This is a genomic window from Streptomyces sp. NPDC029836 (assembly GCF_055574495.1).
The window spans coordinates 342,245-367,775 of record NZ_JBVHZI010000003.1; the positions used below are offsets into that span (position 1 = coordinate 342,245).

The 25,531-nt window shown below is 74.9% G+C and carries 18 protein-coding genes; 10 read left to right on the plus strand and 8 right to left on the minus strand.

Going from position 1 to position 25,531, the window contains the following annotated elements:
• Positions 1 to 49: 49 nt before the first annotated feature.
• Positions 50 to 1,135 carry a cation diffusion facilitator family transporter gene (locus ACZ4XJ_RS12440; protein WP_468496128.1) on the minus strand — a complete coding sequence of 362 codons (1,086 nt, stop codon included), beginning with the start codon at positions 1,133 to 1,135 and terminating at the stop codon, positions 50 to 52.
• 196 nt (positions 1,136 to 1,331) lie between these two features.
• Here ACZ4XJ_RS12440 and ACZ4XJ_RS12445 point away from each other — a divergent pair, with 196 nt between their 5' ends.
• Genes ACZ4XJ_RS12445 through ACZ4XJ_RS12455 form a run of 3 tightly spaced genes read left to right on the plus strand, consistent with a single transcriptional unit; the run spans position 1,332 to position 5,323 of the window.
• A complete protein-coding gene (locus tag ACZ4XJ_RS12445) occupies positions 1,332 to 3,683 on the plus strand; it encodes an FHA domain-containing protein (RefSeq protein WP_468496129.1) in 2,352 nt (783 codons plus the stop codon).
• 6 nt (positions 3,684 to 3,689) lie between these two features.
• Complete coding sequence (locus ACZ4XJ_RS12450) at positions 3,690 to 4,313, plus strand: hypothetical protein (RefSeq protein ID WP_468496130.1); 624 nt, start codon at positions 3,690 to 3,692, stop codon at positions 4,311 to 4,313.
• A complete protein-coding gene (locus ACZ4XJ_RS12455) occupies positions 4,310 to 5,323 on the plus strand; it encodes a serine/threonine-protein kinase (RefSeq protein WP_468496131.1) in 1,014 nt (337 codons plus the stop codon). Before ACZ4XJ_RS12450 ends, ACZ4XJ_RS12455 begins: the two co-directional genes overlap by 4 nt.
• Here the strand turns inward: ACZ4XJ_RS12455 and ACZ4XJ_RS12460 are convergent.
• A complete protein-coding gene (locus tag ACZ4XJ_RS12460; RefSeq protein WP_468496132.1) occupies positions 5,318 to 6,598 on the minus strand; it encodes a streptophobe family protein in 1,281 nt (426 codons plus the stop codon). The genes ACZ4XJ_RS12455 and ACZ4XJ_RS12460 overlap by 6 nt on opposite strands.
• A gap of 126 nt (positions 6,599 to 6,724) precedes the next feature.
• Between ACZ4XJ_RS12460 and ACZ4XJ_RS12465 the strand changes: the two genes are divergently transcribed.
• The 4 genes from ACZ4XJ_RS12465 to ACZ4XJ_RS12480 all read left to right on the plus strand — a co-directional run bounded on the left by ACZ4XJ_RS12465 (position 6,725) and on the right by ACZ4XJ_RS12480 (position 15,480).
• Positions 6,725 to 8,233, plus strand: coding sequence for a DUF6777 domain-containing protein (locus ACZ4XJ_RS12465; RefSeq protein ID WP_468496133.1), 1,509 nt, complete (start codon positions 6,725 to 6,727; stop codon positions 8,231 to 8,233).
• A gap of 151 nt (positions 8,234 to 8,384) precedes the next feature.
• Positions 8,385 to 10,607: a SpoIIE family protein phosphatase gene (locus ACZ4XJ_RS12470; RefSeq protein WP_468496134.1), complete on the plus strand. Its 2,223-nt coding sequence runs from the start codon at positions 8,385 to 8,387 to the stop codon at positions 10,605 to 10,607.
• Positions 10,608 to 10,866: 259 nt separating this feature from the next.
• A complete protein-coding gene (locus ACZ4XJ_RS12475; protein WP_468496135.1) occupies positions 10,867 to 14,421 on the plus strand; it encodes a phosphodiester glycosidase family protein in 3,555 nt (1,184 codons plus the stop codon).
• A gap of 78 nt (positions 14,422 to 14,499) precedes the next feature.
• Positions 14,500 to 15,480 carry a hypothetical protein gene (locus tag ACZ4XJ_RS12480; protein ID WP_362882817.1) on the plus strand — a complete coding sequence of 327 codons (981 nt, stop codon included), beginning with the start codon at positions 14,500 to 14,502 and terminating at the stop codon, positions 15,478 to 15,480.
• Between the two features lie 29 nt (positions 15,481 to 15,509).
• Here ACZ4XJ_RS12480 and ACZ4XJ_RS12485 read toward each other — a convergent pair whose 3' ends face one another.
• The 3 genes from ACZ4XJ_RS12485 to ACZ4XJ_RS12495 form a co-directional block, all read right to left on the minus strand.
• Positions 15,510 to 17,471 (minus strand): ABC transporter permease, encoded by a 1,962-nt coding sequence (locus ACZ4XJ_RS12485; RefSeq protein ID WP_468496136.1) that lies wholly within the window; start codon positions 17,469 to 17,471, stop codon positions 15,510 to 15,512.
• A 230-nt stretch (positions 17,472 to 17,701) separates the two neighbouring features.
• Entirely contained in the window at positions 17,702 to 18,517 is an 816-nt protein-coding gene (modA, locus tag ACZ4XJ_RS12490; protein ID WP_468496137.1) for a molybdate ABC transporter substrate-binding protein, read from the minus strand.
• A gap of 189 nt (positions 18,518 to 18,706) precedes the next feature.
• On the minus strand, positions 18,707 to 19,102 hold the full coding sequence (locus ACZ4XJ_RS12495; RefSeq protein WP_468496138.1) for a TOBE domain-containing protein: 396 nt from the start codon (positions 19,100 to 19,102) through the stop codon (positions 18,707 to 18,709).
• A gap of 134 nt (positions 19,103 to 19,236) precedes the next feature.
• On the opposite strand from ACZ4XJ_RS12495, the gene ACZ4XJ_RS12500 reads away from it, so the two are divergent.
• Entirely contained in the window at positions 19,237 to 19,674 is a 438-nt protein-coding gene (locus ACZ4XJ_RS12500) for an RNA-binding S4 domain-containing protein (RefSeq protein WP_468496139.1), read from the plus strand.
• Between the two features lie 158 nt (positions 19,675 to 19,832).
• Here the strand turns inward: ACZ4XJ_RS12500 and ACZ4XJ_RS12505 are convergent, their stop codons facing one another.
• Both ACZ4XJ_RS12505 and dhaL read right to left on the minus strand, forming a co-directional pair.
• The gene (locus ACZ4XJ_RS12505; RefSeq protein ID WP_362882808.1) at positions 19,833 to 20,240 is read right to left on the minus strand and encodes a PTS-dependent dihydroxyacetone kinase phosphotransferase subunit DhaM; all 408 of its coding nucleotides are present in this window, start codon (positions 20,238 to 20,240) and stop codon (positions 19,833 to 19,835) included.
• On the minus strand, positions 20,237 to 20,845 hold the full coding sequence (gene dhaL / locus ACZ4XJ_RS12510) for a dihydroxyacetone kinase subunit DhaL (protein WP_362882806.1): 609 nt from the start codon (positions 20,843 to 20,845) through the stop codon (positions 20,237 to 20,239). Before dhaL ends, ACZ4XJ_RS12505 begins: the two co-directional genes overlap by 4 nt.
• 396 nt (positions 20,846 to 21,241) lie before the next feature.
• Here dhaL and ACZ4XJ_RS12515 point away from each other — a divergent pair, with 396 nt between their 5' ends.
• Complete coding sequence (locus tag ACZ4XJ_RS12515; protein ID WP_383989895.1) at positions 21,242 to 21,904, plus strand: DUF4142 domain-containing protein; 663 nt, start codon at positions 21,242 to 21,244, stop codon at positions 21,902 to 21,904.
• A gap of 9 nt (positions 21,905 to 21,913) precedes the next feature.
• Positions 21,914 to 23,284 carry a DUF1996 domain-containing protein gene (locus ACZ4XJ_RS12520; RefSeq protein WP_362882802.1) on the plus strand — a complete coding sequence of 457 codons (1,371 nt, stop codon included), beginning with the start codon at positions 21,914 to 21,916 and terminating at the stop codon, positions 23,282 to 23,284.
• 493 nt (positions 23,285 to 23,777) lie between these two features.
• Here the strand turns inward: ACZ4XJ_RS12520 and ACZ4XJ_RS12525 are convergent, their stop codons facing one another.
• A complete protein-coding gene (locus tag ACZ4XJ_RS12525) occupies positions 23,778 to 25,028 on the minus strand; it encodes a PucR family transcriptional regulator (RefSeq protein WP_362883306.1) in 1,251 nt (416 codons plus the stop codon).
• Positions 25,029 to 25,531 lie beyond the last annotated feature (503 nt).

Genomic DNA, 25,531 nt, shown 5'->3' on the forward strand with positions numbered 1-25,531 from the left:
CATCCATGCCCCGCCCCGGCCGCGCTCAGTGATCGGGGCGGGGTGAGCGTCAGTGCGGGTGCGGGCCCTGCCGGTGCACCGGGCCGTGGGCGTCGGCGCAGTGCCCGTCGCCCGCCGGATCCTCGCCCGCCCGGCCGACCGAGAGCAGTGCTTCCTGGACGTGGTCCACCTGGAGGGTGGTGTGGGTGATCCCGTACTCCTTGTCCAGCAGCGCCTCCAGGTCCCGGCGCACCGCGTGGCAGTCACCCGCCGGCTCCACCAGCACGTGCGCGGACAGCGCCGCCTGTCCCGAGGTGATCGTCCAGATGTGCAGGTCGTGGACCTCCGTCACCGGCGGCTGCCCGGCGAGCCGGTCACCCACCGCGTCCGGGTCCAGATGGGCCGGCGCCGCCTCCAGGAAGATCCGCCCGGACTCGCGGACCAGCCCGTAGCCCGCCTTGACCATCAGGACGACCACCACGAGCGAGGCGATGGAGTCGGCCTGCCGGAAACCTGTGGTCAGCACGATCAGACCGGCCACGGCCGTCCCGATGAACGCGAACAGGTCGTTCAGGATGTGCTGGTAGGCGCCCTCCACGGCCAGCGAGGACCGGTTGGCCCGGGAGATGCACCAGGCCGCCGCGACGTTGACGAGGATGCCCGCCAGCGCCGTCACCAGCACCAGCCCGCCCTCGACCGGCGGCGGATCGAACAGACGCCGTACCGCCTCGTACGCCAACCAGACCGCCAGCAGCAGCAGCGTCAACCCGTTGGCCTGCGCCGAAAGTATCTCGGCACGCTTGAGGCCGAACGTGAATCCGCCGCGGGCCGGACGGGCCGCGAGCCGCATCGCGATCAGCGCCAGCACGAGCGAGACGGCGTCCGTCAGCATGTGCGCGGCATCGGAGATCAGCGCCAGCGAATGCGCCATGACGCCGATGACCACCTCGATCGCCATGAACCCGCAGATCAGCGCCAGGGCGATGCCCAACCAACGCCGGTCGGCGTCCGGGTCGACCCCGTGGGAGTGCCCGCCCGGGCCGTGCGCGTGGGCGCCCTGACCGTGCTCGGCGTGCTCACGCCCGGCGGGGCCGCGGCCCTCCCGGCCGCCGCGCCCCGGGTGCCCGTGCTCGTGCGCGTGCTCGTGCGCGCTCATCGCTTCCCCCGTCTTCGTTCGCCGTTTGTTCGGTTCGCCATTCGTTCGGTTCCGAGTTTGTTCGGTTCCGACGCGTGAAGTGAAGCGCACCGCGACGAGATCGGCAAAGGCTGCAACGGGGACCGTTGTCATTCCCTTTAACGCGCCCCTGACCTGCCCTTATGCCAGCAGCGCAGGATCATGGGAAAATCTGTCCATGGTCCAGCGCCCCGGTGTGCCGACCCCACCCGAACTCGTTCTGGAAACCGCCCGCGGCTCCACCGAGATGAGCCCGGAGCGGACCTACCACGTCGGCCGCGACCCCCTCTGCGAGATCTGCCTCGACGACGCCCGCGTCTCCTGGCACCACGCGGTTCTGCGCCCCGACGGCGACCACTGGACCGTCGAGGACGAGGGCAGCACCAACGGCACCTGGGCCGACGGCCACCGCGTCCACGCCCGGCACATCGGCCCCGGCAGCGAACTGCGCTTCGGCAGCCCCCAGGACGGCCCGCGCGCGGTCCTCACCGGGCGCACGCCCCCCGAGCCCGCCCCCGCCCAGCCCTCGGGCGTCTTCGCCCCCGCCCTGACCGGCACCTTCCGCCGGCCCACCAGCGTCCGGCCGGTACCCGCGCGGACCGCGGTGACCATCGGCCGGGACCCCGCCAACGACCTCGTCCTCGACGACCTCGTCGTCTCCCGCCGACACGCCGAACTGCGCGCCCTCGTCGACGGCGGCTACGAGATCGTCGACCTCGGCAGCCACAACGGCACCTACCTCAACGGGGCCCCCGTCGAACGGGCGCCCGTCACCGAAGGCGACATCGTCGGCATCGGGCACTCCGCGTTCTGCCTCGTCGGCGACCGGCTCCAGGAGTACGTCGACACCGGCGAGGTCTCCCTCGACGTCCAGGACCTCGCCGTCACCGTCGACCACGGCCGTAAGACCCTCCTCGACCACGTCTCCTTCCCCGTCGGCGCGAAGTGCCTGCTCGCCGTCATCGGCCCCAGCGGCGCCGGCAAGTCCACCCTGCTCGGCGCCCTCACCGGCCTGCGCCCCGCCGACCACGGCAGCGTCCTCTACGACGGCCGCGACCTCTACCGCGACTACGCCGAACTGCGCAGCCGCATCGGCCTCGTCCCCCAGGACGACATCCTGCACGCCCAACTCACCGTCCGGCGGGCCCTCACCTACGCCGCCGAACTCCGCTTCCCCCAGGACACCGCCAAGGCCGAACGGCGGGCCCGGGTGGACGAGGTGATCGGCGAACTCGGTCTCCGACAGCGCGCCGACCAGCCCATCCACAGCCTCTCCGGCGGCCAGCGCAAACGCGTCTCCGTCGCCCTCGAACTGCTGACGAAGCCCTCCCTGCTCTTCCTCGACGAACCCACCTCCGGCCTCGACCCCGGCATGGACCGCTCCGTGATGCACATGCTGCGCGACCTCGCCGACGACGGCCGCACCGTCATCGTCGTCACCCACAGCGTGCTCAGCCTCGACGTCTGCGACCGGCTCCTGGTCCTCGCGCCGGGCGGGCGCACCGCCTACTACGGGCCGCCCGGGCGGACCCTGGACTTCTTCGGCTTCACCCAGTGGCCCGAGGCCTTCGAAGCGTTCGAGAACGACCGCGATCGCGACTGGGCCGGCCAGTACGCGGCCTCCCCCGAGCACCGCAGGTACGTCGCCGGCACCGTCCGCCCCCTGCTGCCCGACGGAACCCGGCCCGCCGCCTCCGTCGCACCGCCGCCCACCGCGCAGAGTTGGGGGTCCCAGCTCTCCACGCTCATCCGGCGCTACGCCGCCGCCCTCGGCGCCGACCGCACCTTCCTCGCCATCATGATCGCGCTGCCGTTCGTGATGGGCGCCATGGCCCGCGCCCTCGCCGGCTCCACCCTGACCAGGGATTCGGCGATCAACGCCCTGCTCATCCTGTGCGTCGGCGGCGTCCTGACGGGCGCCGCCAACGCGGTCCGGGAACTCGTCAAGGAACGGGTCATCTACCAGCGCGAACGCGCCGTCGGCCTCTCCAGATCGGCCTACCTGATGTCCAAGGTCGTGGTGCTCGGTGCCATCACCGTCGCGCAGGCCGTCGTCCTCACCCTCGTCGGCCTCTTCGGCGTGGAACTCGGCGCACCCGGCGGCCGTGGGGTGTTCCTGCCGCCCCTCCTGGAAATCACCGTGGCCGTCGCCCTGCTGTCGTTCACCGCGATGATGCTCGGACTGCTCGTCTCCGCCCTCGTGAAGAAGGAGGAGGTCACCATGCCCCTGCTGGTCCTCCTCGCCATCGTGCAGGTGGTCTTCTGCGGGGCGCTCCTGCAACTCGACGGGGTCCCCGTCATCGAACAGCTCGCCTGGCTCGTCCCCTCCCGCTGGGCGCTCGGCGCGATGGCCGCCACCCTCGACCTCGCCCGGATCGTGCCCGGCCCGCTCACCGACGACCCCCTGTTCGCCCACTCCGCCGGCGTCTGGCTGCTCGACGTCGGCATGCTGTTGGCCCTGTCCGTACTGTTCGGGGTCCTGGTCTCCCGGCTGCTGCGCCGGCACGAGCCCGCGATCATGCGGAAGTAGGCGCCGGTGAACAGCGCACCGGACACCCCCGGCGCCGGATTCCGGCCCACGCACGTCGTCCCGGGCGACGGACTGCCCGCCTGGGAGGCCCCCGACCCCAGCCGGCCGACCGCCGCCCTCGACGCCTTCCTCCCCGTGCAACTGCTGTCCCGGCACGGGGAGTGGGGGCAGGTGCTGTGCTCCAACGGTTGGTCCGCCTGGGTCGACGGACGGCTCCTGGTGGCGGTGCCGCGGCCGCCCCCGACGGCGGGCCGGCCCCTCGAACGGGCCGAGGACCCCGCGCCGCTGCTCGCCCGTACCGCCGAGGCGCTGGAGCGTGTCCGCCGGGCCGCCGCCGACCTCGCGGCGGGTCGCCTCGACGCCGACGGCGTCCGCCGCGCCACGCTCGGGCTGCGGGCCGGCGTCGTCCTCGACGGGGACCGGCTGTGGGTCTACGACGAGGCGGCGGGGCGGTGGCTGTACGCGGACGGGAGCCGCCCGACGACGTACGCGGTCGACGCGGAACCGGGCACCCCGCCCGCTCCGGAGCCCCCGCCGCCCGGACCGGACCCCGGCGCGGGAGCCGACGTACGCGACGTGCCGCACCCGCCGACCCGGGTCACCGGGACGCCTGACGGGGCGGGGCCGTGACGGGCGCCGCCGACGCCGCGCGCGGCGGGCCCCCCGGGCTGCCGGGTCGGCGGATCGCCGGGTACCTCGTCGAGGACGAGATCGGCCGGGGCGGCATGGCCGTCGTCCACCGGGCGCGGGACCTGCGCCTGGACCGGACGGTCGCGCTGAAGGTGCTGGCACCCGAGTTGGCCCGCAACGACACCTTCCGGCGGCGCTTCGCCCACGAGTCGAAGGCCGCGGCGGCCATCGACCATCCGCACATCGTGCCGGTCTACGAGGCCGGCGAGGCGGAGGGGCTCCTGTACATCGCGATGCGGTACGTCGCCGGACAGGACCTGCGCGCCCTGCTCGACCGGACGGGCCCGCTGCCCGTGCCGACGGTGGTGCGGATCGCGGGCCAGGTCGCGTCGGCGTTGGACGCGGCGCACGCCCACGACCTGGTCCACCGGGACGTGAAACCCGGCAACATCCTCGTCGCGGAGGGCACGGACGGCGATCACCCCGAGCACGTCTACCTCACGGACTTCGGACTGACGAAGAAGTCGCTGTCGCTCACGGGGTTCACGACCGTCGGACAGTTCGTCGGAACCCTCGACTACGTGGCCCCGGAGCAGATCTCCGGCAAGCCGGTGGACGGCCGCTGCGACGTCTACGGCCTGGGCTGCGTGGTCCACGAGATGCTGACGGGCGGGCCGCCCTTCCGGCGCGACGACGACCTCGCCCTGCTGTGGGCCCATCAGTACGACCCGCCACCGCCCCCGTCGGCGGAGCGCCCGGAGCTGTCCCCGGAGGTCGACGCCGTGCTGGCGAAGGCGCTCGCGAAGGCGCCCGAGGACCGTTGGGACGGCTGTCTGGAGTTCATCACGGCCCTGCGCGCCGCCGGAGCCGGAGGAGCGGGGAGCGGGCGGCGGCCGGAGCCCGGCGGAGACGTCGCCGGGGATGCCGCTCGGGACGCCCCCGCCGCGCCGCCGTCCTGGGCGCTGCCGGTGTTCGGCAAGTCCGGGGATCGGCCCGCCCGACCCTCATGAGGCGTCGGGCGCCCCGGCCGGGGCCCGGCGTCGCAGCGGGCGGGCCGACAGGGCGCCGAGGAACCCGGCCACCGCACCCCAGAGGAGGGCCAGGCCGACGGTGCGCAGCAGCACCGGCGTGAACGCGACCGTGCCGCCCAGGGCGTCGCCCGCGCCGATGCCCAGCAGTGAGAGCCCGAACTGCGCCTGGACGCGGGCCAGCAGGCACACGGTCAGGGTGCCCAGGGCCAGCGCCATGGCCAGGTGGAGGGCGTGCTGCCGGGGACGTACGTGGACGGGGGAGCGGACGGCGGCCAGCACGCCCGCGCCGAGCAGCAGCACGGCCGCCACCGGCACCAGCCACCAGGCCCGGGCGTCCCGCTCGGCGAGGGAGGCCACGTCCACCGTGGACAGCTCCGGCCCGCGCAGTGCCTCGTCCAGGAGGCGCGGCATCGGCAGCCCGAAGGGTCCCTCGGCCCGACCCCGCCAAGCCCCGCCGAAGCCTAGGGTCAGCGCGGGCCAGACGAGGTTCGGGAGGCCCAGCAGGAGCACGGCCAGGGTCCGGTCGGCGTGCCCCTGGGTGAGGGCGACCACCACGCCGACGCCGAGGCCGAGGACCACGTACGCGAGGAGCAACAGGGTCGTGGCGAACGCGGCCGGGCGCACGGCCGCGTGGAAACGGACCAGCCCGGCCGGCAGCGGTGCGCGGCGTGAGACGAGCAGGGAGACCAGCAGCAGGCCCAGGATCCAGAGGAGTCCGAAGCAGAGGGTCGCGGGCAGGTCGGCGCGGAACCCCACCGTGGGCGCGGAGTCGAGGAGGTCGCCGATCTCACCGAGGTCGCCGACCTCACCGATTTCGCCCGGTGCGGAGTCGCCCGTGGTCAGGCCGAAGTCCTTGCGGGCGAGGAGGGCGAGGCCGAGCAGCGCGAGCAGCCACAGGACCGTCAGACGGGCCGCGCGGAGGAGGAGTTCGGTCGGGCCGGCGACCGCCCGGTTGTGCAGGGGGCGCAGGAACACGGCGCCCGTCGTGAGCGCGCCCGCGAGGGCGACCGACAGCGGCAGCACGGACAGGCTCGCGTCCGCCTCGGCCAGGAACCCGGCCCCGCCGGACACCTCCACCGCGCCACCGGCCGCCATCACCACCACCGCGGCCACCACCCGGGGGAACGCCCCGTCCGGCAGGCCGCCCGCGCCGGCGCAGGCGAGGCCGGCCGCGGCCACCGTCGCCATCACCACGAAGCCCACCACGACGGCGACGAGGGCGTCCCGCCAGACCCTCGGAGAGGTACGGATCACCCTGCAACGGTAGGCACCCCCGGCTTGCGGCCACCACCCGAACGACGCAGACAATGGTGGACAGAAGTGCGAAAAGTCCGGATACCTCCCGCTCGTCGGCGGCCTGTTCGCTTGGGAAGAGAGCCTGTGACCACGCAACCCTCCGGCGAACGTCCGCCGCAGCCGAACCAGCAGCCGAACCAGCAGCCGTCCGGGGCGTCGCCGACGTCGGGGGCTGCTTCCCCGGGCGGTCCGGGCTCCCCGTCGGGACCTCCGTCCGGGCCGCTTTCGGGCGGCGGGCAGGGGGCGCCGCCCCCGCAGGGCCCGCCGGCCGGCGGCGGTCCTTCCGGGAAGCCCTGGTGGCGGTCCCGGCGCGGGGCCGTCGCGGCGGCCGTCGCGCTGGCCGCCGTCGCGGCCCTGGTCGTCGTGCTGACCCGGCCGGGCGGCGGGGGCACGCCCACCCCCGACCGGGCGGGCGCCGAGGTCTTCCTCCAGCCGGCCGCCGCCACCGGACCCGACCCGTTCACCGAGTCGACGGCCGCTGCGGGGGGCGGTGTGCCGCCCCCGAGTCGACCGCCGGAGCCGTCCACGTCACCCACACGGAGTACTGGCGCTCCCGTCGGCATCCGCAGCGTCACCGGGTCCACCCCGGGCCTGTACGGCGGCACCGAGAACGTGGCCAGCTGCGACGTCGAGAAGCAGGTCGCGGTGCTGTCGGCGGAGCCCGCCAAGAACGCCGCCTTCGCCTCCGCGCTCGGCCTGCGGCCGGCCGCCGTACCGGCCTACCTGCGCTCGCTGACCCCCGTACGGCTCGCCCTGGACACCCGCGTCACCAACCACGGCTTCCGCGACGGCCGGGCCACCCCGTACCAGGCGGTGCTCCAGTCCGGGACGGCTGTCCTCGTGAACGACCGGGGCGTGCCCCGGGTGCGTTGCGCGTGCGGGAACCCGCTCGGGGCGGCCGTCGCGCTGTCGGCCGACGCGAAGCGGCAGGGACAGCCGTGGAAGTCGTACCAGCCGCAGGACGTGGTGGTCATCGCCCCGTCGGTGACCGTCGTCAACAAGATCGTCATCTACGACCACGAGGAGCGCCGCTGGTTCGAGCGCGAACGGGGCGCCGACCCGCGACCCGACAGGCCCGTCCCACCGCCGGTCATCCCCACCCCGAAGTACACGACTCCGCCGGTGAGTCCGCCGGTCACGCCGCCCGCGTCGGACAGTTCCCCGCCGGTCACGTCCCCGCCCGTGACGTCCCCGCCCGTCACCGATTCGGACGGCCCCGACGGCTCGCCCTCGGACCGTCCGGGGGACACGCCCTCCGACAGCCCCGGGGACACGCCCTCGGAGGAGTCCCCGGCCTCGCCCGAGGGCTCCCCGGCGGATTCGCCCGACGGATCCTCCCCGGACACCCCCGACGGGCCGTCGACGCGGTCCCGGGCACCCGGGCTCACCGACGACTCCGGCACCCCGACGGGAACGCCGCAGTCGCAGTCGCCGGACCGTCCGCAGCAGGAGCGGGCGGGCACCCCGACGGTCACCGGCACCGCGACCCGCAGCGGCACCGCCACCGCCCCCGGCAGCGGCACCGCCACCGCCCCCGGTAGCGGCACCCCGACCGGCAGCGGTACCGCGACCCTCCCGCCCTCCCGGGACTGACCCGCTCGGCGGCGCCCGGGTGGGAGGGCGCGTGCGGGGTGCCGGGTTCGGGCAGGTCGGCGGCTCGCGCACCTCGTAAGGCTCGTGCAGGGGGGTGGGCCGGCTCCTGCTGCGCATGCCGGGGGCGGGGTAACAGTGAGACCCTTGTCGCATGGACCAACGGGGACGAAACCCCGAGGTCGATTGGCCCGCGCGGCCTGATCTGAGCCTCGCGCTCAACCGCATGGGTACCTTCGACTGGGATCTCGACAACGGGCGCATGCACCTGGACGCCACCGCGCTGGAGGTGCTCGACCTGTGTCCGGAGGAGTTCGACGGAACTCCGGCCGGGCTGCGCGGCCGCGTCGCCCCGGGCGAGGAAGAGCGCTACGACAGCCGCGTCGTGCAGGCCCTCCAGGACGGCCGCAGCCACTACGGGGTCTACTTCCGCACCCTCCGCGCGGACGGCGACACCGCTTGGATCCACCTCCAGGGCCACATCCTTCGGGACCCCGACGACCGCCCGTACCGGATCATCGGCATCCTCCGCGACGCCGCGCGCGACCCCGGTGAGCCGGGCGCCGCAGGCGAGCGGGACGAGGGCCGGCGCCGGATGACCGGCGTCGTCGAACGGACCACCGCGATCCTCGCCCACGCGCGCACCGTCAACGACGTGACCGACGTCCTCAAGGACCGCGAGGCCCTCGGCCACCTCGGCGCCGTCAGCGTCATGCTCGGGGTCGTCGACGGCGGCCGGATCCACTTGGTCGCGGAAGGCCAGTTGGGCACGTACGTACCGGAGATCGAGTACACGCGCATCGACGCCCAGCTCCCCATGAGCGAGGCCGTACGCACCCTGCAGCCCGTCTACATCTCCTCCCGCGAGGAGTTCCAGCGGAGCTACCCGCAACTGTGGCCGTACACCGAACCGCTCTCCGTGCGCAGCGGCGTCTACCTGCCGCTGATCGCCCAAGGACGCCCGGTCGGCGCGCTCGGGCTGCTGTACACCCGGGACGGTGACTTCACCGCCGAGGAACGCAACCTCCTCGTCGCCCTCGCCGGCGGCATCGGGCAGAGCCTCCAGCGGGCGATGCTGTTCGAACAGGAGCACGACCTCGCCGAGGGACTCCAGCGGGCCATGCTGCCGCGCCGCATCCCGGAGGTGCCGGGCGCGCGGATCGCCGTGCGCTACCGGGCCGCCCGGATGGGCCGGGACATCGGCGGGGACTGGTACGACGTCATCCCGCTCGGCGCGGGCCGCGTCGGCGTGATGATCGGCGACGTCGAGGGCCACGACACGGACGCGGCCGCCGTCATGGGCCAGCTGAGGATCGTGCTCCGCGCGTACGTGCTGGAAGGCCACACCCCCGGTACGGCGATGGCCCGCGCCTCCGCGTTCCTGCGCGAACTGGCCACCGACCGCTTCGCCACCTGCACCTACGCCGAGGTCGACCTCAACACCGGCATGATGCGCATGGTCCGGGCCGGCCACCTCGACCCCGTCGTACGGCGCGGCGACGGCAGCTGCCACCGCGTCCAGGTCGCGGGCGGCCTCCCGCTGGGCCTGCCCCCGCGCGAGCGGCACGGCACGGGGTCCGGCTACCCGGTGACCTCCCTCGAACTGCACCCCGGGGACACCCTGTTGCTCTGCACGGACGGCCTGGTCGAGCGGCCCGGCCGCGATCCCGAGGCCGGCATGCGGCAGCTCATGGACACCGCCGGCGCGGGCCCCGCCGACGTCGAGGAACTCGCCGACGTGCTGTGCGACCTCGTCGGGGACGCGGGCGGCGGGGACGACATGGCCCTGCTCCTGCTGCGTCGGCGGGGCGCCGCCGCCCCGCGCGGTGGCGGCCCGCTGCACCAGCGGCTCGCGCCAGGCGATCCCGACGGGCCGGCGATGGCCCGCCACCTGATCCGGGCCGCGGTCGCCGCGTGGGGGGCCCGGGAGCGGGCCGACGAGATCGAGCTGGCGGCGGACGAGCTGATGACCAACGCCCTGGTCCACACCGACGGCGGCGGGCACGTCGGCATGTGGCTGACCGTGGGGGGCCGCATCCGCATCGAGGTGGAGGACACGAGCAGCGCCCTGCCGAGGCGCCGGGAGGCGGGTGACTGGGCGGTGTCGGGCCGCGGCCTGATGCTGGTGGACCGGCTCGCGGACGACTGGGGCGTGGAGCCGCGCGGCAGCGGCAAGAGCGTGTGGTGCGAGTTCGACGTCCCGCCACCGGGCCCGGCGCCGTCCCCGACACCGGCGCGGACGGAGCCGGAGGCGGGGCCCGTGCCGGGTTCGGGGCGGGGCCCGCATGCGGGGGTGGCGGGTCCGGGGCTCGCGCGACCCGAACCGGAGCCCTCGCTCGGGCCGACGGGGACATCGCGGGTGGCGTGGGGGGACTGAACCCCGTTCCGCTCAGGGCCGGTTCGCTGCGGCGTGCGGCGTGCGGCGTTGGTCGTGCTGGGGGTGTCCTGGCTCCGGTTGGCCGGTTGGCCGGTTGGCCGGTTCGGTGGGGCGGTCAGGCGTGCCGGGGGTGGGCTGCGTGGAGTGAGTGTGTCCTGGCTTCGGGTGGCCGCGCCGGTTCGACGGCAAATGGCTGAACACGCCACCACGGGGCGGCCGGACGACCCGATCGTCCTACGAAGTGATCGATGCTGCCTGGATGCCGAGCCTCCGCCCTCTGCTGCCCGCCCTGCTCGCCATGGCCCTCGCGGCTCCCGCCCACGCGGCGGGCTCCGAAGCACGGGCGTCGGATCCGGCGCGTCTCGCGGCTCCGCTTGCCACGACGGATCCCGACCGGCTCCCGCACGCGGCGGCCCACGGGCTGTTCCTGCACCCACAGCTCCCGGGACAGCCGCCGATTCCCATGGGACCGGTGCTCCCGCTGCCGCCGGCGTTCTCGGCGGCGCCCGGTGCTTACCGTGCCGCCCCGGGGCTCTTCGGGTACCCGGAGGTTCCGGGGTTGCCCGGTGTTCATGCGTACCGGCCCGTCCCGGGGTTCCTCGGGTACCCGGCGGTTGCCGCGTCGCGGGCGCCCTCGGCGTTTGCGGCGCTGACCGGTGGTTCCGCGTTCCGGGCCGTCCCGGGACGGCCCCCGTACTCCGCGGCTGTCGCGTTCCCGGCGGCTCCCGCCCACTTGGCGGCCCCCGCGCGCCCCGTGGAGCCCCCGGTCCCCGGCGACGGGGTGGAGACCGCTCGGGTCGGGCGGGCCGTGGCGCCGGGGGTGCGGTTGGAGTCGTACGACCGGCTGGAGGGGGACCGGTGGCTGCGGATCGACGAGTTGGTGGCGGACCTCGGGGCGGGGAGCGGGGTGCGGGCCGAGTACCTGGGCGGCGCCGGCCCGCTCACCCTGGCCGAGGCCGCCGCCCGGCATGACGCGGGGCCCGGACGGCGCGTCGTCGCCGCCGTCAACGGGGACTTCTTCGACATCGGGGCCACCGGAGCCCCCCTCGGCCCGGGCGTTCGCGGGGGCCGGCTGCTGCATTCCGCCTCGCCCGGACCCGGAGGCGGCGCCGCCGTCGGGTTCGGCGCGGACGGCACGGGCCGGGTGCTGCGCCTCGTGGCGGCCGGCGACGTCACCCTGCCCGGCGGTCCGGCCCGGCCCCTGGCGGGGTTCAACGCCGCCCGGCCCCCGGCGGAGGGCTTCGCCGCCTACACCGCCGACTGGTCGGGTACGACCCTGCCCGCCCCGGCCCCCGGACCCGGCGCGCTGGTCGAACTCCGCGACGGCGTCGTCGCGGCGCCCGCCCGGAGCCCGCTGCGCTCCGCCCGGCCGCAGCGCCCCGCACCCGGCACCACCCTGCTGTTCGCGAGCGGTGAGCGGCAGACGGCCGCCCTCGCCGCCCTGCGCCCGGGCGACCGGGTGAGCGTCAGGGCGCGGCCCGTACCCGCGTCCGGGCCGGATCCCGTCGTCGCCGTCGGGGGCCGCGAGGCCCTGGTCGTCGACGGGAAGCCGCTGGACCACACCGGCCGGCCGAACGACACCGCCGCCCCGCGCACCGCCGCCGCGTTCTCGCAGGACGGCCGCCGGCTGCGGCTCGTCACGGTGGACGGCCGGCAGCGCGACAGCGGTGGCCTCACCCTCACCGGCCTCGGCCGGCTCCTGCACCGTCTCGGTGCCCACGAGGCCCTCAACCTCGACGGTGGAGGTTCTTCGACCCTCCTCGCGGCGGGCCGGGGCGAGTCGGTGCTCACCACGGAGAACTCCCCGTCCGACGGCCGGCCCCGGCCCGTCCCCAACGGGATCGTCCTCACCGCTCCGGCCGGATCCGGACGGCTCGCCGGCTACCGGGTCGAAGCGCGCGGCGGCGCCGTCCGGCTGTTCCCCGGCCTGACCCGCACCCTCACCGCCACCGGCCACGACACCGCGTACGGCCCCGCCGCCGGAACCCCGCGCTGGACCACCACCGGCGGCCGGATCGGCCCGGACGCCGTGCTCCGCGCCGGCCGGCCGGGTCCCGTCGCGGTCGAAGCCCGACACGGCACCGCCCTCGGCACGCTCCGCCTCGACGTCCTCGGCCCGCCGGCCCGGCTCCGGTCCACCCCGGACCGGATCGGCCTCCTGACCCGCGACGAGAGCGCCACGTTCACCCTCACGGGCTACGACGACCAAGGCGCGGCGGCCCCCGTCGAACCCCGCGATGTCGCCCTGCACTACGACCGCAACCACTGGCACGTCACCGAGAACGGACTCGGCGGCTGGACCGTCAAGGCCCTCACCCCCCACGCCACGGGCCACGTCCGCGCCACCATCCGCCCGCCGGTCCCGCACCCCGCCCCTGCCCCCGCGACCACTTTCGGCTCTGACTCAACCTTCGCCCCCTCCTCGGCCCTCGGCGCCGGAGCGGGCCCCGCCCTTGCCTCCGCCTCCGCCTCTGCCTCTGCCTCTGCCTCCGCATCCGCTTCCGCTTTTGGCTCGGGCTCGATTTCCGCCCCGGCCCCCGGCCGCCCCGCCTCCTACCCGACCTCGGCCTTGGCCGTCGGCTCGGGCACTGCTCTCGGCTCCGTCCTTGAGCCGACGCTCGGTTCCGGCCCCGGCTCGGCGTTCGGCTCCGGGGTGGCGCCCGCCCTCGCTTCCCCTACCGCCTTTGGCCCGGGATCAGGTTCCGCGCCGTCCTTCGGTCCCGCCTCCCCCTCGACTTCGTTCGTGACCCTGGCCTCTGGTTCCCCCTCCGGTTCCGGTTCCGATTTCGGCTCGGGCTCCGCCCCCGTCCGTGCCGTCACCGTCGACGTGCCGCTCGGTGTCGGGGTCGTGGGTCGGCCGCTCGCCGGGTTGGAGGACGCTGCCGCGTGGCGCGGTACCGGGGCGGCGCCGGCCGCGGGGCGCTCGGGTCGGGGGCTCGCCCTGGAGCCCGGCCCCGGCCGGGCGGCCGGCGCGGCGCCGCCGCGGTCGGTGCCCGTGCCGGAACTCGCCCGGTCGGTGGCGTTGTGGGTCCACGGGGACGCCTCGGGATCCCGGCCCGCCCTCGAACTGGTCGACGCGGAAGGGGCCCTGGTGACCCTGCGCGGGCCCGCCGTGGACTGGAACGGCTGGCGCGAGCTGACCCTGCCGCTGCCCGCCGACGCCGAGCGACCCCTGGCCCTCACCCGGCTCTCGGCCGACGGGCCCCGCCCCGGCCGGCTGGTCCTGGACTCCCTGACCGCCCCGACCCCGCCCACCGGGCCCGCCGTGCCCGGCCCGGTCCGTCCGGACCCCGCCCTGGCCTCCGCCGCCGAGGTGCGGGCCCGGTCCTGGCGGTTCGCCGTCGCCTCTGCCGCCGCCCCGGGGACCGCCGTACCGGCCGGGACGGCGGACCTCGTGCTGACCGGCGCCGAGCAGCGGCCGTTCGTCCACCGCGGCGTACGGTTCCTGCCGCTCGACACCACCCGCCGGACCCTCGACGGCGGCGGCCTCGCCCGGACGCGCGCCCTGACCGCGGCGCTCACGGCCGCCGCCCGGGAGACCTGGACGGGGGCGCTGGTCGTCGTGGCGCCGTACGCCCCCCACACCGTCGACCGCAAGGAAGCGGCCCTGCTGGCCGGGCGCCTCGCGGAGTTCCGGCGCGGCACCGGTAAGAACGCGGTGCTCATCACCCCCGGAGCGCCCCGTTTCGCCGTCGGCCGCAGCGAGGGCGTCCCGACCGTCGCCACGACCGGCACGGCCCGAACCCTGTTCGGCGTCGACGCCTTCCCGCCGCCCGGCCACGAGTGGCTGTCGGTACGTCAGGAACGCCCGTAGATCGTGTCCGGAACCCGCGGCGCGGGAAACCCTGTTGCCTCCCTGGTCCCTCGTACCACGGCGACCTAGCATGCTCGGGTGGACGTTGACGTGAAGCTGGACCCGGAGGACGTGGACCGGCGACTGGTGGCCTTGGCGGGGGCGTCGGAGCTGCCACCACCGCTGCTCCGGCGGCTCCTGCGGCATCCGCAGGCCCGGCGGGAGGCGGCCCGCGTCCGGCGGGACCTGACGGAGGAACTGGCGGGGGAGATCATCGCGCTGGGATCGGCGCGGCCGCTCGCCTTCAACGCGAGCCTGCCGGCCGCGGTCCGCCGCCGGCTCGCCGCCGACCCGCAGGAAGTGGTGCGTGCCGCGCTCGCCGCGTCCGCTCCGGACGACCCGCCGGGATTGCTCGCGGGTCTGGTCGCCGACCCGTCCGCGTTCGTCAGGCGCTTCCTCGCCATGAACGGTTCCCTGCCCGGGCCCGTCCTCGTACGGCTCGTCGAGGACCCCGATCCCCAGGTCCGTTCGGAGCTCGCCACGTGGCAGCGCGATGCCCCTGAGGAAATCCGCGTCGCCTTGCTGAGCGATCCGGAGCCCGTCGTACGCTCCGTGGCCTGCCGGTCGTACGTGCCGCCCGCCGCTCTCGTCCCCGACCTGCTCGCGGACCCGCGGACGCGGCGGGACGTCCTCCGCCACCTGGAACTCGACCCGGACCTCACGGCCTGTCTGGCCCGGGACCCGGACGTGGGGGTACGCGCCGAGTTGGCCCGGTTGCACCCGGAGCTGCCCCGTTCCCTGATCGACCTCCTCGCCGCCGACCCGGAACCGAACGTCCGCGCCGTGATCGCCCGGCGACGGGAGACCACGCCGACGGTACGACGGTCCATCGAGGCAGATCTGCGCGCAGGCGCCGACCGCTTCCTGGCGGACCCGGCAGCGGCGACCGAAGAGGACTTGGCCCGCTACGCGGCGTCCTTCGGGCTGCACGGTTGTCCGCCGCGCACGCCGCCCGTCCCGGACGCTCCGCGGCCCTCCCTCGCGGAGGTGGAGGAACTCCTGTCCCGCGCAGGCCTGTGAAACGCCGCTGCCCCCCCGGGTGCTGAGGCCTACAGCCGGACGAGGGTGACCTCGGTCGCCTTCACGCTCGTCCAGACGGACGCTCCGTCGATCACGCCGAGTTCGGCGGCCGCCTCCGGGGTGATCTCCGCGACCAGGTCGGGTGCCTCGCCCGAGGCGATCAGCACGCGCAGCCGACTGCCCACCGCGGTGATCTCCCGGACCGTGCCGGGCCACACGTTGCGCGGGCTGCCGCTCGGGCGGTCGCGGTGCACCGACACCGCCTCGGGGGCGATGATCGCGAGGGCCTGCGCCCCCTCGGGCAGGCCATCCGCGACCACCAACCGGCCGCCGCCCGCGAGGGCGAGGCCGTCGGCGGACGCGGTCCCGGGCCAGGCGTTGCGGCCGAGCATCCGCGCCACCCAGGGGGAGCGGGGATGCCGGGTGACCTCGGCGGGCGCCGCGTCCTGGAGGGTCCGGCCGTCGGCGAGTACGAGGACCCGGTCGGCCAGCGACACCGCCTCGACCGGGTCGTGGGTGACGATGAGGCAGACCCCGCCGAAGCCGGCCAGGTGGGTGCGCAGGGTGTGGCGCACGCGGGCCCGGGTCGTCTGGTCGAGGGCGGCGAGCGGCTCGTCGAGCAGCAGCAGTCGGGGGCGGGCGGCCAACGCCCGGGCCAGGGCGACGCGTTGTGCCTGCCCGCCCGACAGCTGGGCGGGCTTGCGCCGGGCGAGGTGACCGACGCCGAGCCGGTCCAGCCAGGCCTGCGCCTCGCGGCGGGCCGCGGCCCGGTCGGTGCCGCGCGCGCGGAGTCCGTACGCCGTGTTCGCGAGGGCGGTCAGGTGCGGGAACAGGGCGCCGTCCTGGGGGACCCACGCCACCTGCCGGCGGTGCGGGGGCAGTGCGGTGACGTCCGTGCCGCCGAGGTTGAGCGTGGCGTGGGCGCGGGGCGTCAGGCCGAGCAGGGCGCGCAGCAGGGTGGTCTTGCCCGCGCCGTTCTCGCCGACGACCGCGATGGTGGTGCCCGGCGCGGCGTCCAGGGTGAGTTCGTTGAAGCCGGTGACCTCGGCGTGCAGCGGCCAGCGTCCCCCGGTCGGATCCTCGGCCCCGCCGGCGGCCTTCGCCCCGTCGGATCCGGCAGCGGTCCCCGGCACGTCGGGGTTCGGCGCGGCGGGTTCCTCCGCCACGGGCGGCACGTCCGCCGCGCTGCGGGCGACGGGGGCGCCGGTCCAGCGGCCGCGCAGGGCGATCAGGACACCCATGGCGATGGCGAGCAGCAGCAGCGACACCGAGGTGGCGGCCTCGGGCTGGTCCTGGAGCAGCAGGTAGACCTGGAGGGGCAGGGTCTGCGTGGTGCCCGGCAGGTTGCCCGCGAAGGTGATGGTGGCTCCGAACTCGCCGAGCGCGCGGGCCCAGGTGAGGGCCGCGCCGGCGATCAGCCCGGGCGCCACCATCGGCAGCGTCACGGTGAAGAACACCCGGACCGGCGAGGCGCCGAGGGAGGCGGCGGTCTCCTCGTAGCTCTGCTTCAGGCCACCGAGGGCGCCCTCCAGGCTGATGACGAGGAAGGGCATCGCGACGAAGGTGGCCGCGACGACGGCGCCCGAGGTGTGGAAGGGCAGCGTGATGTCGAAGGTCTCCTCCAGCCACGGCCCGAGCAGTCCGCGCCGCCCGAAGCCGAGCAGCAGGGCGACACCGCCGACGGTCGGCGGCAGCACCATCGGCAGCAGGACCAGCGAGCGGACGAGGGCCTTGCCCTTGAACTCGACGCGGGCCAGCAGCCAGGCGAGGGGCACGCCGAGGACCAGCGACAGCCCGAGCGCCCAGAGGGACACCACCAGCGACAGCTTGAGGGCCTCGACGACGCCGGGGCTGGTGAGGTGGGTACCGAGTTCGCCCCACTGGGTCCGGGTGAGGATGCCGATCAGGGGCAGCAACAGGAACCCGATGGCGAGCAGCGCGGGAAGCGCCAGCGTCACGGGCGGCCGGTTGCGGGTGCGGAGTCTGCTCATGGGGTTCCTGGCTGGAGCTGCTGGGACCGGTACCGGAAGGTGCCGGGGACGAGCGTACGAAGTACGGGCCACGCGGACACGCACCCCGGGGACGGCGGCCCCGGGCGGCGGGTCCGCCGGCCACGGGAACGGTGGTCGCGGCGCGGACGCGCCCGCGGCCGTGCGACGCCGAGGGGGCTGCCCGTCCCCCCGGACCGGGCAGCCCCCTCGGCGCCGTACGGCGTCGGTGGTTACGGCTGCTGGAAACCGGCGTCCTGGAGGATCTTCTGCGCCTCGGGGCTGTTCAGCCAGGTCACGAACGCGGCAGCGGCCTCGGCGTTCTTCGACTGCTTGAGGGTCGCGGCCGGGTAGGAGGCGACGGCGTTCTGGTCGTCCGGGATGTCGACCGTGACGACCTTGTCGCCGGACTTCGCGGAGTCGGTCTTGTAGACGAGACCGGCGTCGGCCTCACCGAGCTCGACCTTGCTCAGCACGGCGCGGACGTTGGGCTCCTGGGAGACCGGCTTCACCTCGACCTTCCGGGCGTCCAGGATCTGCTTGCTGTAGCGGCCGACGGGGACCTCGGGCGCCGCGAGGACGACCTTGAGCTTGGTGTCGGCCAGGTCCTTCAGGTCGTCGATCTTGAACGGGTTGCCTTTGCCCGTCGCGATGACGAGACGGTTCTTCGCGATCACCGAGGCGTCGTTCGTCTCGGCCTTGAGGCCGTCCATGGTCTTGGTGTCGGCGGTGACCAGCGCGTCGGCCGGGGCGCCCTGCTTGACCTGGGCGGCCAGTTCCTGCGAGCCGGCGAAGGAGAACGTGACCTTCGTGCCGGGGTGGGCCTTCTCGTAGGCGGCGCCCGCGGTCTTGAAGGCGTCGGTGAGCGAGGACGCGGCGAGGACGGTCAGGTTCGCGGCCCCGGCCGGGGCGGAAGCCGAAGTGGAGGCGGAGGCGGACGCGCCGGTGTCGGTCTTCTCGTCGTCGCTGCCGCCACAGGCGGACAGCGGTACGAGAAGGGCGGCGGTGAGCGCGGCGGCCGCGGTGCGACGGTTCAGTATCGCGGACATGGTGGGTGCTCCTCGGGCGGGTCGGCGGTCGGCCGGATGCCGGGACCGCGTGGTGGTGACCCGCGCCGGTGACGGGCGGAGCGGGTGGGGAGGTCTGGGGAGAGCGGGAGGAAGAACGGAGAACACGGGCGGAGGACAAGAACGGGCAGAGCGGAGACTGGAGCGGAACGCGGAACGGGCCGTGCCGGATCAGGCGCGGTCCACGTGCACGCTGGTGGACTTCACGCGGGCGGTGGCCCGCATGCCGACCTCCAGCCCCAGTTCCTCGACGGCCTCGCGGGTCAACAGGGAGACCAGCCGGTGGGGACCCGCCTGGATCTCGACCTGGGCGGACACGTCACCGAGCTTGACCGCCGTGACGATGCCGGAAAAGGAATTGCGCACCGAGGTGTAGGGCTCTTCGTCCTCGACGTGCGCGCCCTGGCCCATCTCCACGGAGAAGGCCGCCAGATCCCGGCCGTTGATCAGGCGACGGCCGCCCTCGTCGCGATGGGTCGCCACCCGGCCGGCGTCGGCCCAACGACGTGCCGTGTCCGGGCTGACGCCCAGCAGGCGCGCCGCCTGTCCGATCGTGTAGGACTGCATGAGCGACAAGGTAGGGGCATTGCTCGCGCATTTGCAATTCATTTGGGATGATCCCCATCGCAGATGCCATGCCTGTTGTGTCATCCGCCAAAATCCATTCCGTTGCCGGCCGGCGCGCTCGGTAAAGTCGGGGCATGGCTGAGGAAAAGACGCAGGAGCCGTCCACAACGGCAGCGGTCGCGGTCCCGGTCCCGGCGGGGCCGGCCGACGCGGGCAGCGCCCGCGTGGACGCCTGGATCTGGTCGGTCCGGCTGACGAAGACCCGTTCCGTCGCGGCGACCGCCTGCCGGGCGGGCCACGTGAAGGTCAACGGAGAGCGGGCGAAGCCCGCGCAGACGGTGCGCGCGGGCGACGAGGTACGGCTCTTCCACGCGGGCCGCGAACGCATCGTGGTCGTCCGGCGACCCGTGGCGAAGCGGGTCGGCGCCCCCGTCGCCGCCGAGTGCTTCATCGACAACAGCCCCCCGCCGCCCACCCCCGTCGAGGCCGCCGTGGTCGGCATCCGAGACCGGGGGACCGGCCGACCGACGAAGCGCGACCGCCGCGAGATCGTGAACCTGCGCGGCCGCTGACGCGCCCACCGCACCCGCCGACCGCCCCCGGGCGGGGCCGGTCCGGCACGGTCCGCCGAGGCCGCCCCCCGGCCGACCCCGGTCCGCCGCGATCCGCCACGACCGGCCGGGCCTCCGGCCGGTCAGGCCGGGCCTCGGCTCCTCCGGCCTCCGGCCGGTCAGGCCTTGCGGTACGCGTACGCCTCCCCGGCGGCGGCCACGACCGCCTCCAGGTCCGCCCCGGCCGAGGCGGCGACGACCGCCGCCACCGCGCCCTCCACGAAGGGCGCGTCCACCAGCCGGCACCCGGCCGGCAGCTCGTCCTCCTCCAGCAGCGACTTCACCGTCAGCACCGAACTGCCGAGGTCCACCAGCAGCGCCACCCCCGCGCCCCCGTCGACCGCCGACGCGGCCGCCAGGACCAGGTCCGCGCTCGTGCCCAGCCCGCCGTCGGGCGTACCGCCCGCCGGGGCGATCGGTGCCACCGTCCCGCCCCCGGCCAGCCCCCGCGCCAGCTCCGCCACGGACTGCGCGACGGCGGCGCTGTGCGACACCAGCACGATGCCGACCAGCGGCCCGGCGCTCACGCGGCGCCCTCCGCGGCGTCGGCCAGCGCGTCCAGCAGCAGGGCGGACGAGGTGGCCCCCGGATCCTGGTGCCCGACGCTGCGCTCGCCCAGGTAGCTGGCCCGGCCCTTGCGGGCGATCAACGGCACCGTCGCCCGGGCGCCGTTCTCCGCGGCATCCGCGGCGGCCCGGTACGAGGTGCCCAGCGCCGCCACCCCCGGCAGCAGCGCGTCCAGCATCGTCTTGTCGCCCGGCGCCGCGCCGCCCAGCCCGGCCACCGCGGCCACCCCCGCCGACAGGGCCTCATGCAGCTCCTCGTCGGAGACCTCGGCGGCCTCGCCGAGCTCCTTGCCGGTGCGGCGCAGCAGCGTCCCGTACAGCGGCCCGGACGCGCCGCCGACCGTGGAGATCAGGGTCCGTCCGGCGAGCTGGAGGAGCGCGCCGGGCGGGGCCGCCGGATCGGCGCCGGCCAGGGCGCCCCGTACGGCCACGAACCCGCGCAGCAGGTTGCTCCCGTGGTCGGCGTCCCCGATGGGGGAGTCGAGTTCGGTCAGTCGGTCCGCCTCGCGTTCCACCGCGTCGGCGGTGGCGTCCATCCAGCGCCGGAAGAAGTCTGCGTCTCGCACCGGGTCTCCTCGCCTCGCCTCGTACCCGCCTGGGCCCGTCCCCTCCACCCTACGACCGGGGCCCCGTCCGGCGACCGCGACGCAGCGCCGGGCTCGGGGACGCGGGTACGGGCGGGGGAGCGGGCAGGGCGGGGGAGGGCGCGCACGGGCGGAGCCGGCGGTGACCCGGGTGCGGCCGGGGCACGGTACCAGCCTTTCGAGGGGTTGCCCGGATGTCTATCCGATGGTGATTGCCTTGATGTTCCGTCACCACGAGCGGCACTAGCGTCCCTTGGCACCCGGGAGTGCGGATGCGTCCGGCCGGCCCGACACGGCCGCCGGTGCGGCCCGCAGCCCTCCTGGCCCCCAGAGCAAGGAGGTACTGTGCCGTCACTGCGTCGGTCGTCCGTCGGCAGCATGTCGCTCGCTTCGAGGCACGTGATCGGGACGGCCATCGTCATCGGTGCCCTCGCCTTCACCCTGATCGCCCTGCTGATCCCCGTGGACAAGTTCGGCGGCACGTCCGCCTCCGCCGCCACGGCCGCGGCGGACGATGACGGCGCCGGAACCCTGAGCACGGCCTTCGGGCCGCTGACCCCCGCGGACCGGGACTTCGTCCGCAAGGTCCGGCTCGCCGGCCTGTGGGAACTCCCCGCCGGCCGGCAGGCCCAGCAACGCCCCACCCGCCCCACGGTGAAGACCGCCGGTGAGCACCTCGTCGAGGGCCACACCGAGCTGGACCGCCGGGTACTGGAGGTGGGGCAGGCCCTCGGCGTCGAACTGCCGGACCGCCCCAGCCCGCAGCAGCAGGACTGGCTCGACCAGCTCGACCAGGCCCAGGGCGCCCAGTACGAACGACTGTTCGCGCAACTGTTGCGCCGGGCCCACGGCAAGGTCTTCGCCCTCGTGGCGCAGATCAGGTCCCAGACCCGCAATTCCATGGTCCGCGCCCTGGCCACCGATGCCAACGCCACCGTTCTGGACCACATCTCGGTCCTGGAGGACACCGGGCTGGTCGATTTCGACGGCCTCGCGGACGCCTCACCGGCTCCCTCCACCGTTCCCCGATCGACGAAGTGAAGTGATCGCATGAGTCAAAAGGGCCACAAACGCCGTCTCCGACCCGCCCACAAGGCCCTCGCCGTGGTGGCCGCCCTCGTCATGGGCGGCGGCGGGGTCGGTCTCCTCGCCCAGGGCGCTTCCGCCGGGCAGGACGACAAGGCGGCGGTGACCGCCACCATCGACTGCCCCGACGTCGGCGACAAGCTCCGCGACGTCCCCGAGCAGGCGCGCAAGGAGGTCGACGAGAACCTCGCCCAGCTCGACACCCAGGTCGCCGACGCCTACGCCAAGCTCTCCTCCGGCCGGGCCAAGGGCAACGCCCTGCTCGGCGAACTGAAGAACCAGCGCGGCGGCACCATCGGCCGCCTCTCCGACGCGATGGCGAGGTCGGGCTCCCGCCCCCAGGGCTTGGACGGGCTGAGCGCCTGCTCGATGCAGGAGGCCCCGGCCGCCGACGCCGCGGACGTGAAGAACGCCCAGGCCGCCGGCGCCGCGCCGGCCGCGAACAAGGGCGGCGGCGGGCCCGCGCGCAGCGACTTCGTCGCCATCGGCACCGTACGACCCAACGTGCGCAAGCCCGCCGCCCGCGGGGGCGCGTCCACCGGCACCTTCTCCGTGCAGTGCGGGCGCAACGAGAACGGCCACTTCAACCCGGACAACGTCATCGTCGCGCCGGGCGTCAGCAACGGCGCGCACCACATGCACGACTACGTCGGCAACAGGACCACGGACGCGTTCTCCACCAACAACAGCCTCGCCGCGTCCGGAACGACCTGCACGAACGGCGACCAGTCCACCTACTACTGGCCGGTGCTGCGGCTGCGCAACGGACAGAAGGAACGGGACGCCGCCGCGCCGGGCGGCGGTCAGGACGGGAACGTCGGCACGATCCTCCAGCCGAAGCAGGTGACGATCGACTTCAAGGGCAGCCCCGCGAGCAAGGTCACCGCCATGCCGCGGTTCCTGCGGATCATCACCGGGGACGCCAAGGCGTTCACCAACGGGACGGCCAACGCCAACGCTTCGTGGAGCTGCACCGGTTTCGAGAACCGGCAGTTGAAGGACAAGTACCCGATCTGCCCCAAGGGCAGCGACGTCGTGCGCACCTTCAACTTCCAGAGCTGCTGGGACGGACGCAACACCGACAGCGCCAACCACCGTACGCACGTGGCGTTCGCGGACAAGAACGGCTCCTGCCCGAACGGCTTCAAGGCCATCCCGCAACTCGTGCAGCGGATCGTGTACGGGGTGCAGCCCGGCGCGAAGTTCGCCGTGGACAGCTTCCCCGAGCAACTGCACAAGCCGGTGACCGACCACGGTGACTTCATCAACGTCATGTCCGACGGTCTGATGGCGGGCGCGGTGCGCTGCATCAACGGCGGGCGCACCTGCCGCTGAGAACCTCGGGGTGCACGCCTCCCCTCCCCCGCGTCACCCCGAGAGCGGTGCCGGTCCGAAGCCGACTTCGGACCGGCACCGCGCGTTTGCGCGTCCGCGCGGGGGAGGGGGCGTGGGCGCGCCCGGGCCGCGGGGCCGGGGTCGTGGCTCCGCCGGGTGGGCTGCCGGGCTGCGTCCCGTCCGGGCCGCTCCGGTGCCGTCGGCCGTCCGGGCCGCCGCGCTCTCCCGGGGATCCGGTGCGCCGGACCGGCGGGCGCCGGTCGAGCGGAGTCTCCGTACCGCTGCCACGGCCCCGGCCGTGCCGCTGCGCCCCTGGCGACCCCGTACGTCCTCCGTCCCGTTCCTGCCGGGCGCACGCGCCCCACCGGCCCCGTACGTCCCACCTCGGGTTCCCCCGCGGAGCGGGAACGCGTCGGCGCCCGGTCCCTCGGGGGAGGGGCCGGGCGCCGGGAAGTCTGTGGGGGGAGGGGAGGGGGGAGCGGTGTGGGGGAGGTTACAGGCCGTTCACGCGGGCCATGCGGCCCACGCCGAGCGGTCCGAAATCGGTGGCGACGGCGCGTGCCCGGCGGCCGACCCGGGAGTGCTGGCGGCGGACCTGGGCCATGAGGCGGCGGCTGCGCAGGGCCAGTTCCAGTTCGAAGCGGGTACGGGGGTCGCGCAGTCCGGGCCCGAACAGCTTCTCCAGCTGACGCATGCGGTAGCGGACCGTCTGGGGGTGCACGCTCAGGGCCTTGGCCGCCTCCGGGGCCCCGCCGCCCTCCAACCAGGCGAGGAGGGTCACTTCGAGGCGCTCGCTCTGGCGGGGGGTCAGGCTGGCCAGCGGTCGCAGCCAGCGGGCGGCCAGGGCGTGCGCCAGTGGTTCGTCCTGCAGGAGCAGCAGGGTCGAGAGGTGGTCGTCGACGAACACCGCGCGTGCCTCCAGGCCGGCCCGGGCGGGGGTGAGGGTGAGGAGCCGCAGGGCCCAGCGCAGTGAGGACGCGGTGTCCCGTACGGCGACGGGGTGCCCGACGGCGGCGACCCGGCCGCGCAGCACGGCCTCCAGGGCGGTGCGCGCCTCGGGGTCGGGGCTGGGGACGAGCAGGCAGGGCTGGGCGCCGGCCAGCCCGGGGAGCCCGTCGTCCAACGCGGCGGCCAACTGCTGCACCTCGCCGATGGTGGTCATGGCGATGGCCCGGACGGCCGGGGGGAGGGGCCAGTTGGCGGCCGTGGCCAGTTCGGCCAAAGCCAGGTCAGACATGGACATGTCACCCGTGAGAGCGGCGAAGAGCTCGCGCCGGGCCCGTTCGATGGCGGGACCGGGCCCGCTCGTGGGGACGACGGTCAGCGGGGCGGACCGGCCGCGCCCGTGCGGCGTCCCCGCCTCGTCCGGGTCGGAGTCCGGTCCGGGGGCCTCGCCGGGCCCGCCGCCGGAGCGGGTGCGCACGGGCACGGGTGGTCCGCAGTCCGTGGCCGCCGCGAGGTCGGACTCCGGGCCGGGGCACGCGTTCTGCGCTCCGCCCCCTTCCGCCGGTCGGTCGTGAGCGGGCACCGTGGACTCGCGGTAGCCGAGGGTGGTGAGCAGGCCCGCTTCCACCTGCCGTCTGACCACCTCCTCGCCGACCTCGTCGACCAGCTCGGCGAATCCGGGGATGCCTTCCCGGAGTTCCTCCACTATCCCGGCGGCCAGCGCGGGTAGTTCCCTTCGTAGGACGCGGGTCCATTCGCCGCGAGGGCGGGACCAGATGCGGTTCAGAAGTTCGCACATTTGTTACCTCGTTCATGCCGGGGTACGGCCTGTCCCGTGGAGGGTGACCAGCTTCGTGGAAGCTGCCTCCCTCCCCCTCGGCGCCAGTGCCGAAAGGGGAGTCCAGCACCTCTACTCCCTCCAGGAGACTGCCATCCACTTGCAGTCCCGCGGCTTTGCCTCGATTTTGCCGACGGGTAGGTGTGGCGGCCGACAAGACGTGAGCCCGGTCGGCACCGCACCGTTGGAAGGGAATCTTCCGGGGGTGTTCGAGCTGATGATGCCGTGGCCGCGAGAAGTTGTCACGATTAGATAAATACTGTGGAGGGATTGCGAACCTCCACGATGCTTCTGCACTCCGGCCCCCGCTCCCGGCCGGCGAGGCATCCATCTCCCGCCCGCCGCGGAGCAGTTCCGACGACTACCCCCGGGCGCCGAGTGCGAGGTGGAGTGCTCGGGCCCGGGCGTATGGGAGAACCCGATGCCCCTGTCCCAGACCCGTATGCCACGTTCTCACCGGGCCC

Bases quoted from the DNA above. Each gene is read 5' to 3' on its own strand.
- ACZ4XJ_RS12440 (WP_468496128.1), bottom strand. From the start codon at position 1,135: ATGAGCGCGCACGAGCACGCGCACGAGCACGGGCACCCGGGGCGCGGC.
- ACZ4XJ_RS12445 (WP_468496129.1), top strand. From the start codon at position 1,332: ATGGTCCAGCGCCCCGGTGTGCCGACCCCACCCGAACTCGTTCTGGAA.
- ACZ4XJ_RS12470 (WP_468496134.1), top strand. From the start codon at position 8,385: ATGGACCAACGGGGACGAAACCCCGAGGTCGATTGGCCCGCGCGGCCT.
- ACZ4XJ_RS12475 (WP_468496135.1), top strand. From the start codon at position 10,867: ATGCCGAGCCTCCGCCCTCTGCTGCCCGCCCTGCTCGCCATGGCCCTC.
- ACZ4XJ_RS12485 (WP_468496136.1), bottom strand. From the start codon at position 17,471: ATGAGCAGACTCCGCACCCGCAACCGGCCGCCCGTGACGCTGGCGCTT.
- modA (WP_468496137.1), bottom strand. From the start codon at position 18,517: ATGTCCGCGATACTGAACCGTCGCACCGCGGCCGCCGCGCTCACCGCC.
- ACZ4XJ_RS12495 (WP_468496138.1), bottom strand. From the start codon at position 19,102: ATGCAGTCCTACACGATCGGACAGGCGGCGCGCCTGCTGGGCGTCAGC.
- ACZ4XJ_RS12500 (WP_468496139.1), top strand. From the start codon at position 19,237: ATGGCTGAGGAAAAGACGCAGGAGCCGTCCACAACGGCAGCGGTCGCG.
- ACZ4XJ_RS12515 (WP_383989895.1), top strand. From the start codon at position 21,242: ATGTCGCTCGCTTCGAGGCACGTGATCGGGACGGCCATCGTCATCGGT.
- ACZ4XJ_RS12520 (WP_362882802.1), top strand. From the start codon at position 21,914: ATGAGTCAAAAGGGCCACAAACGCCGTCTCCGACCCGCCCACAAGGCC.
- ACZ4XJ_RS12525 (WP_362883306.1), bottom strand. From the start codon at position 25,028: ATGTGCGAACTTCTGAACCGCATCTGGTCCCGCCCTCGCGGCGAATGG.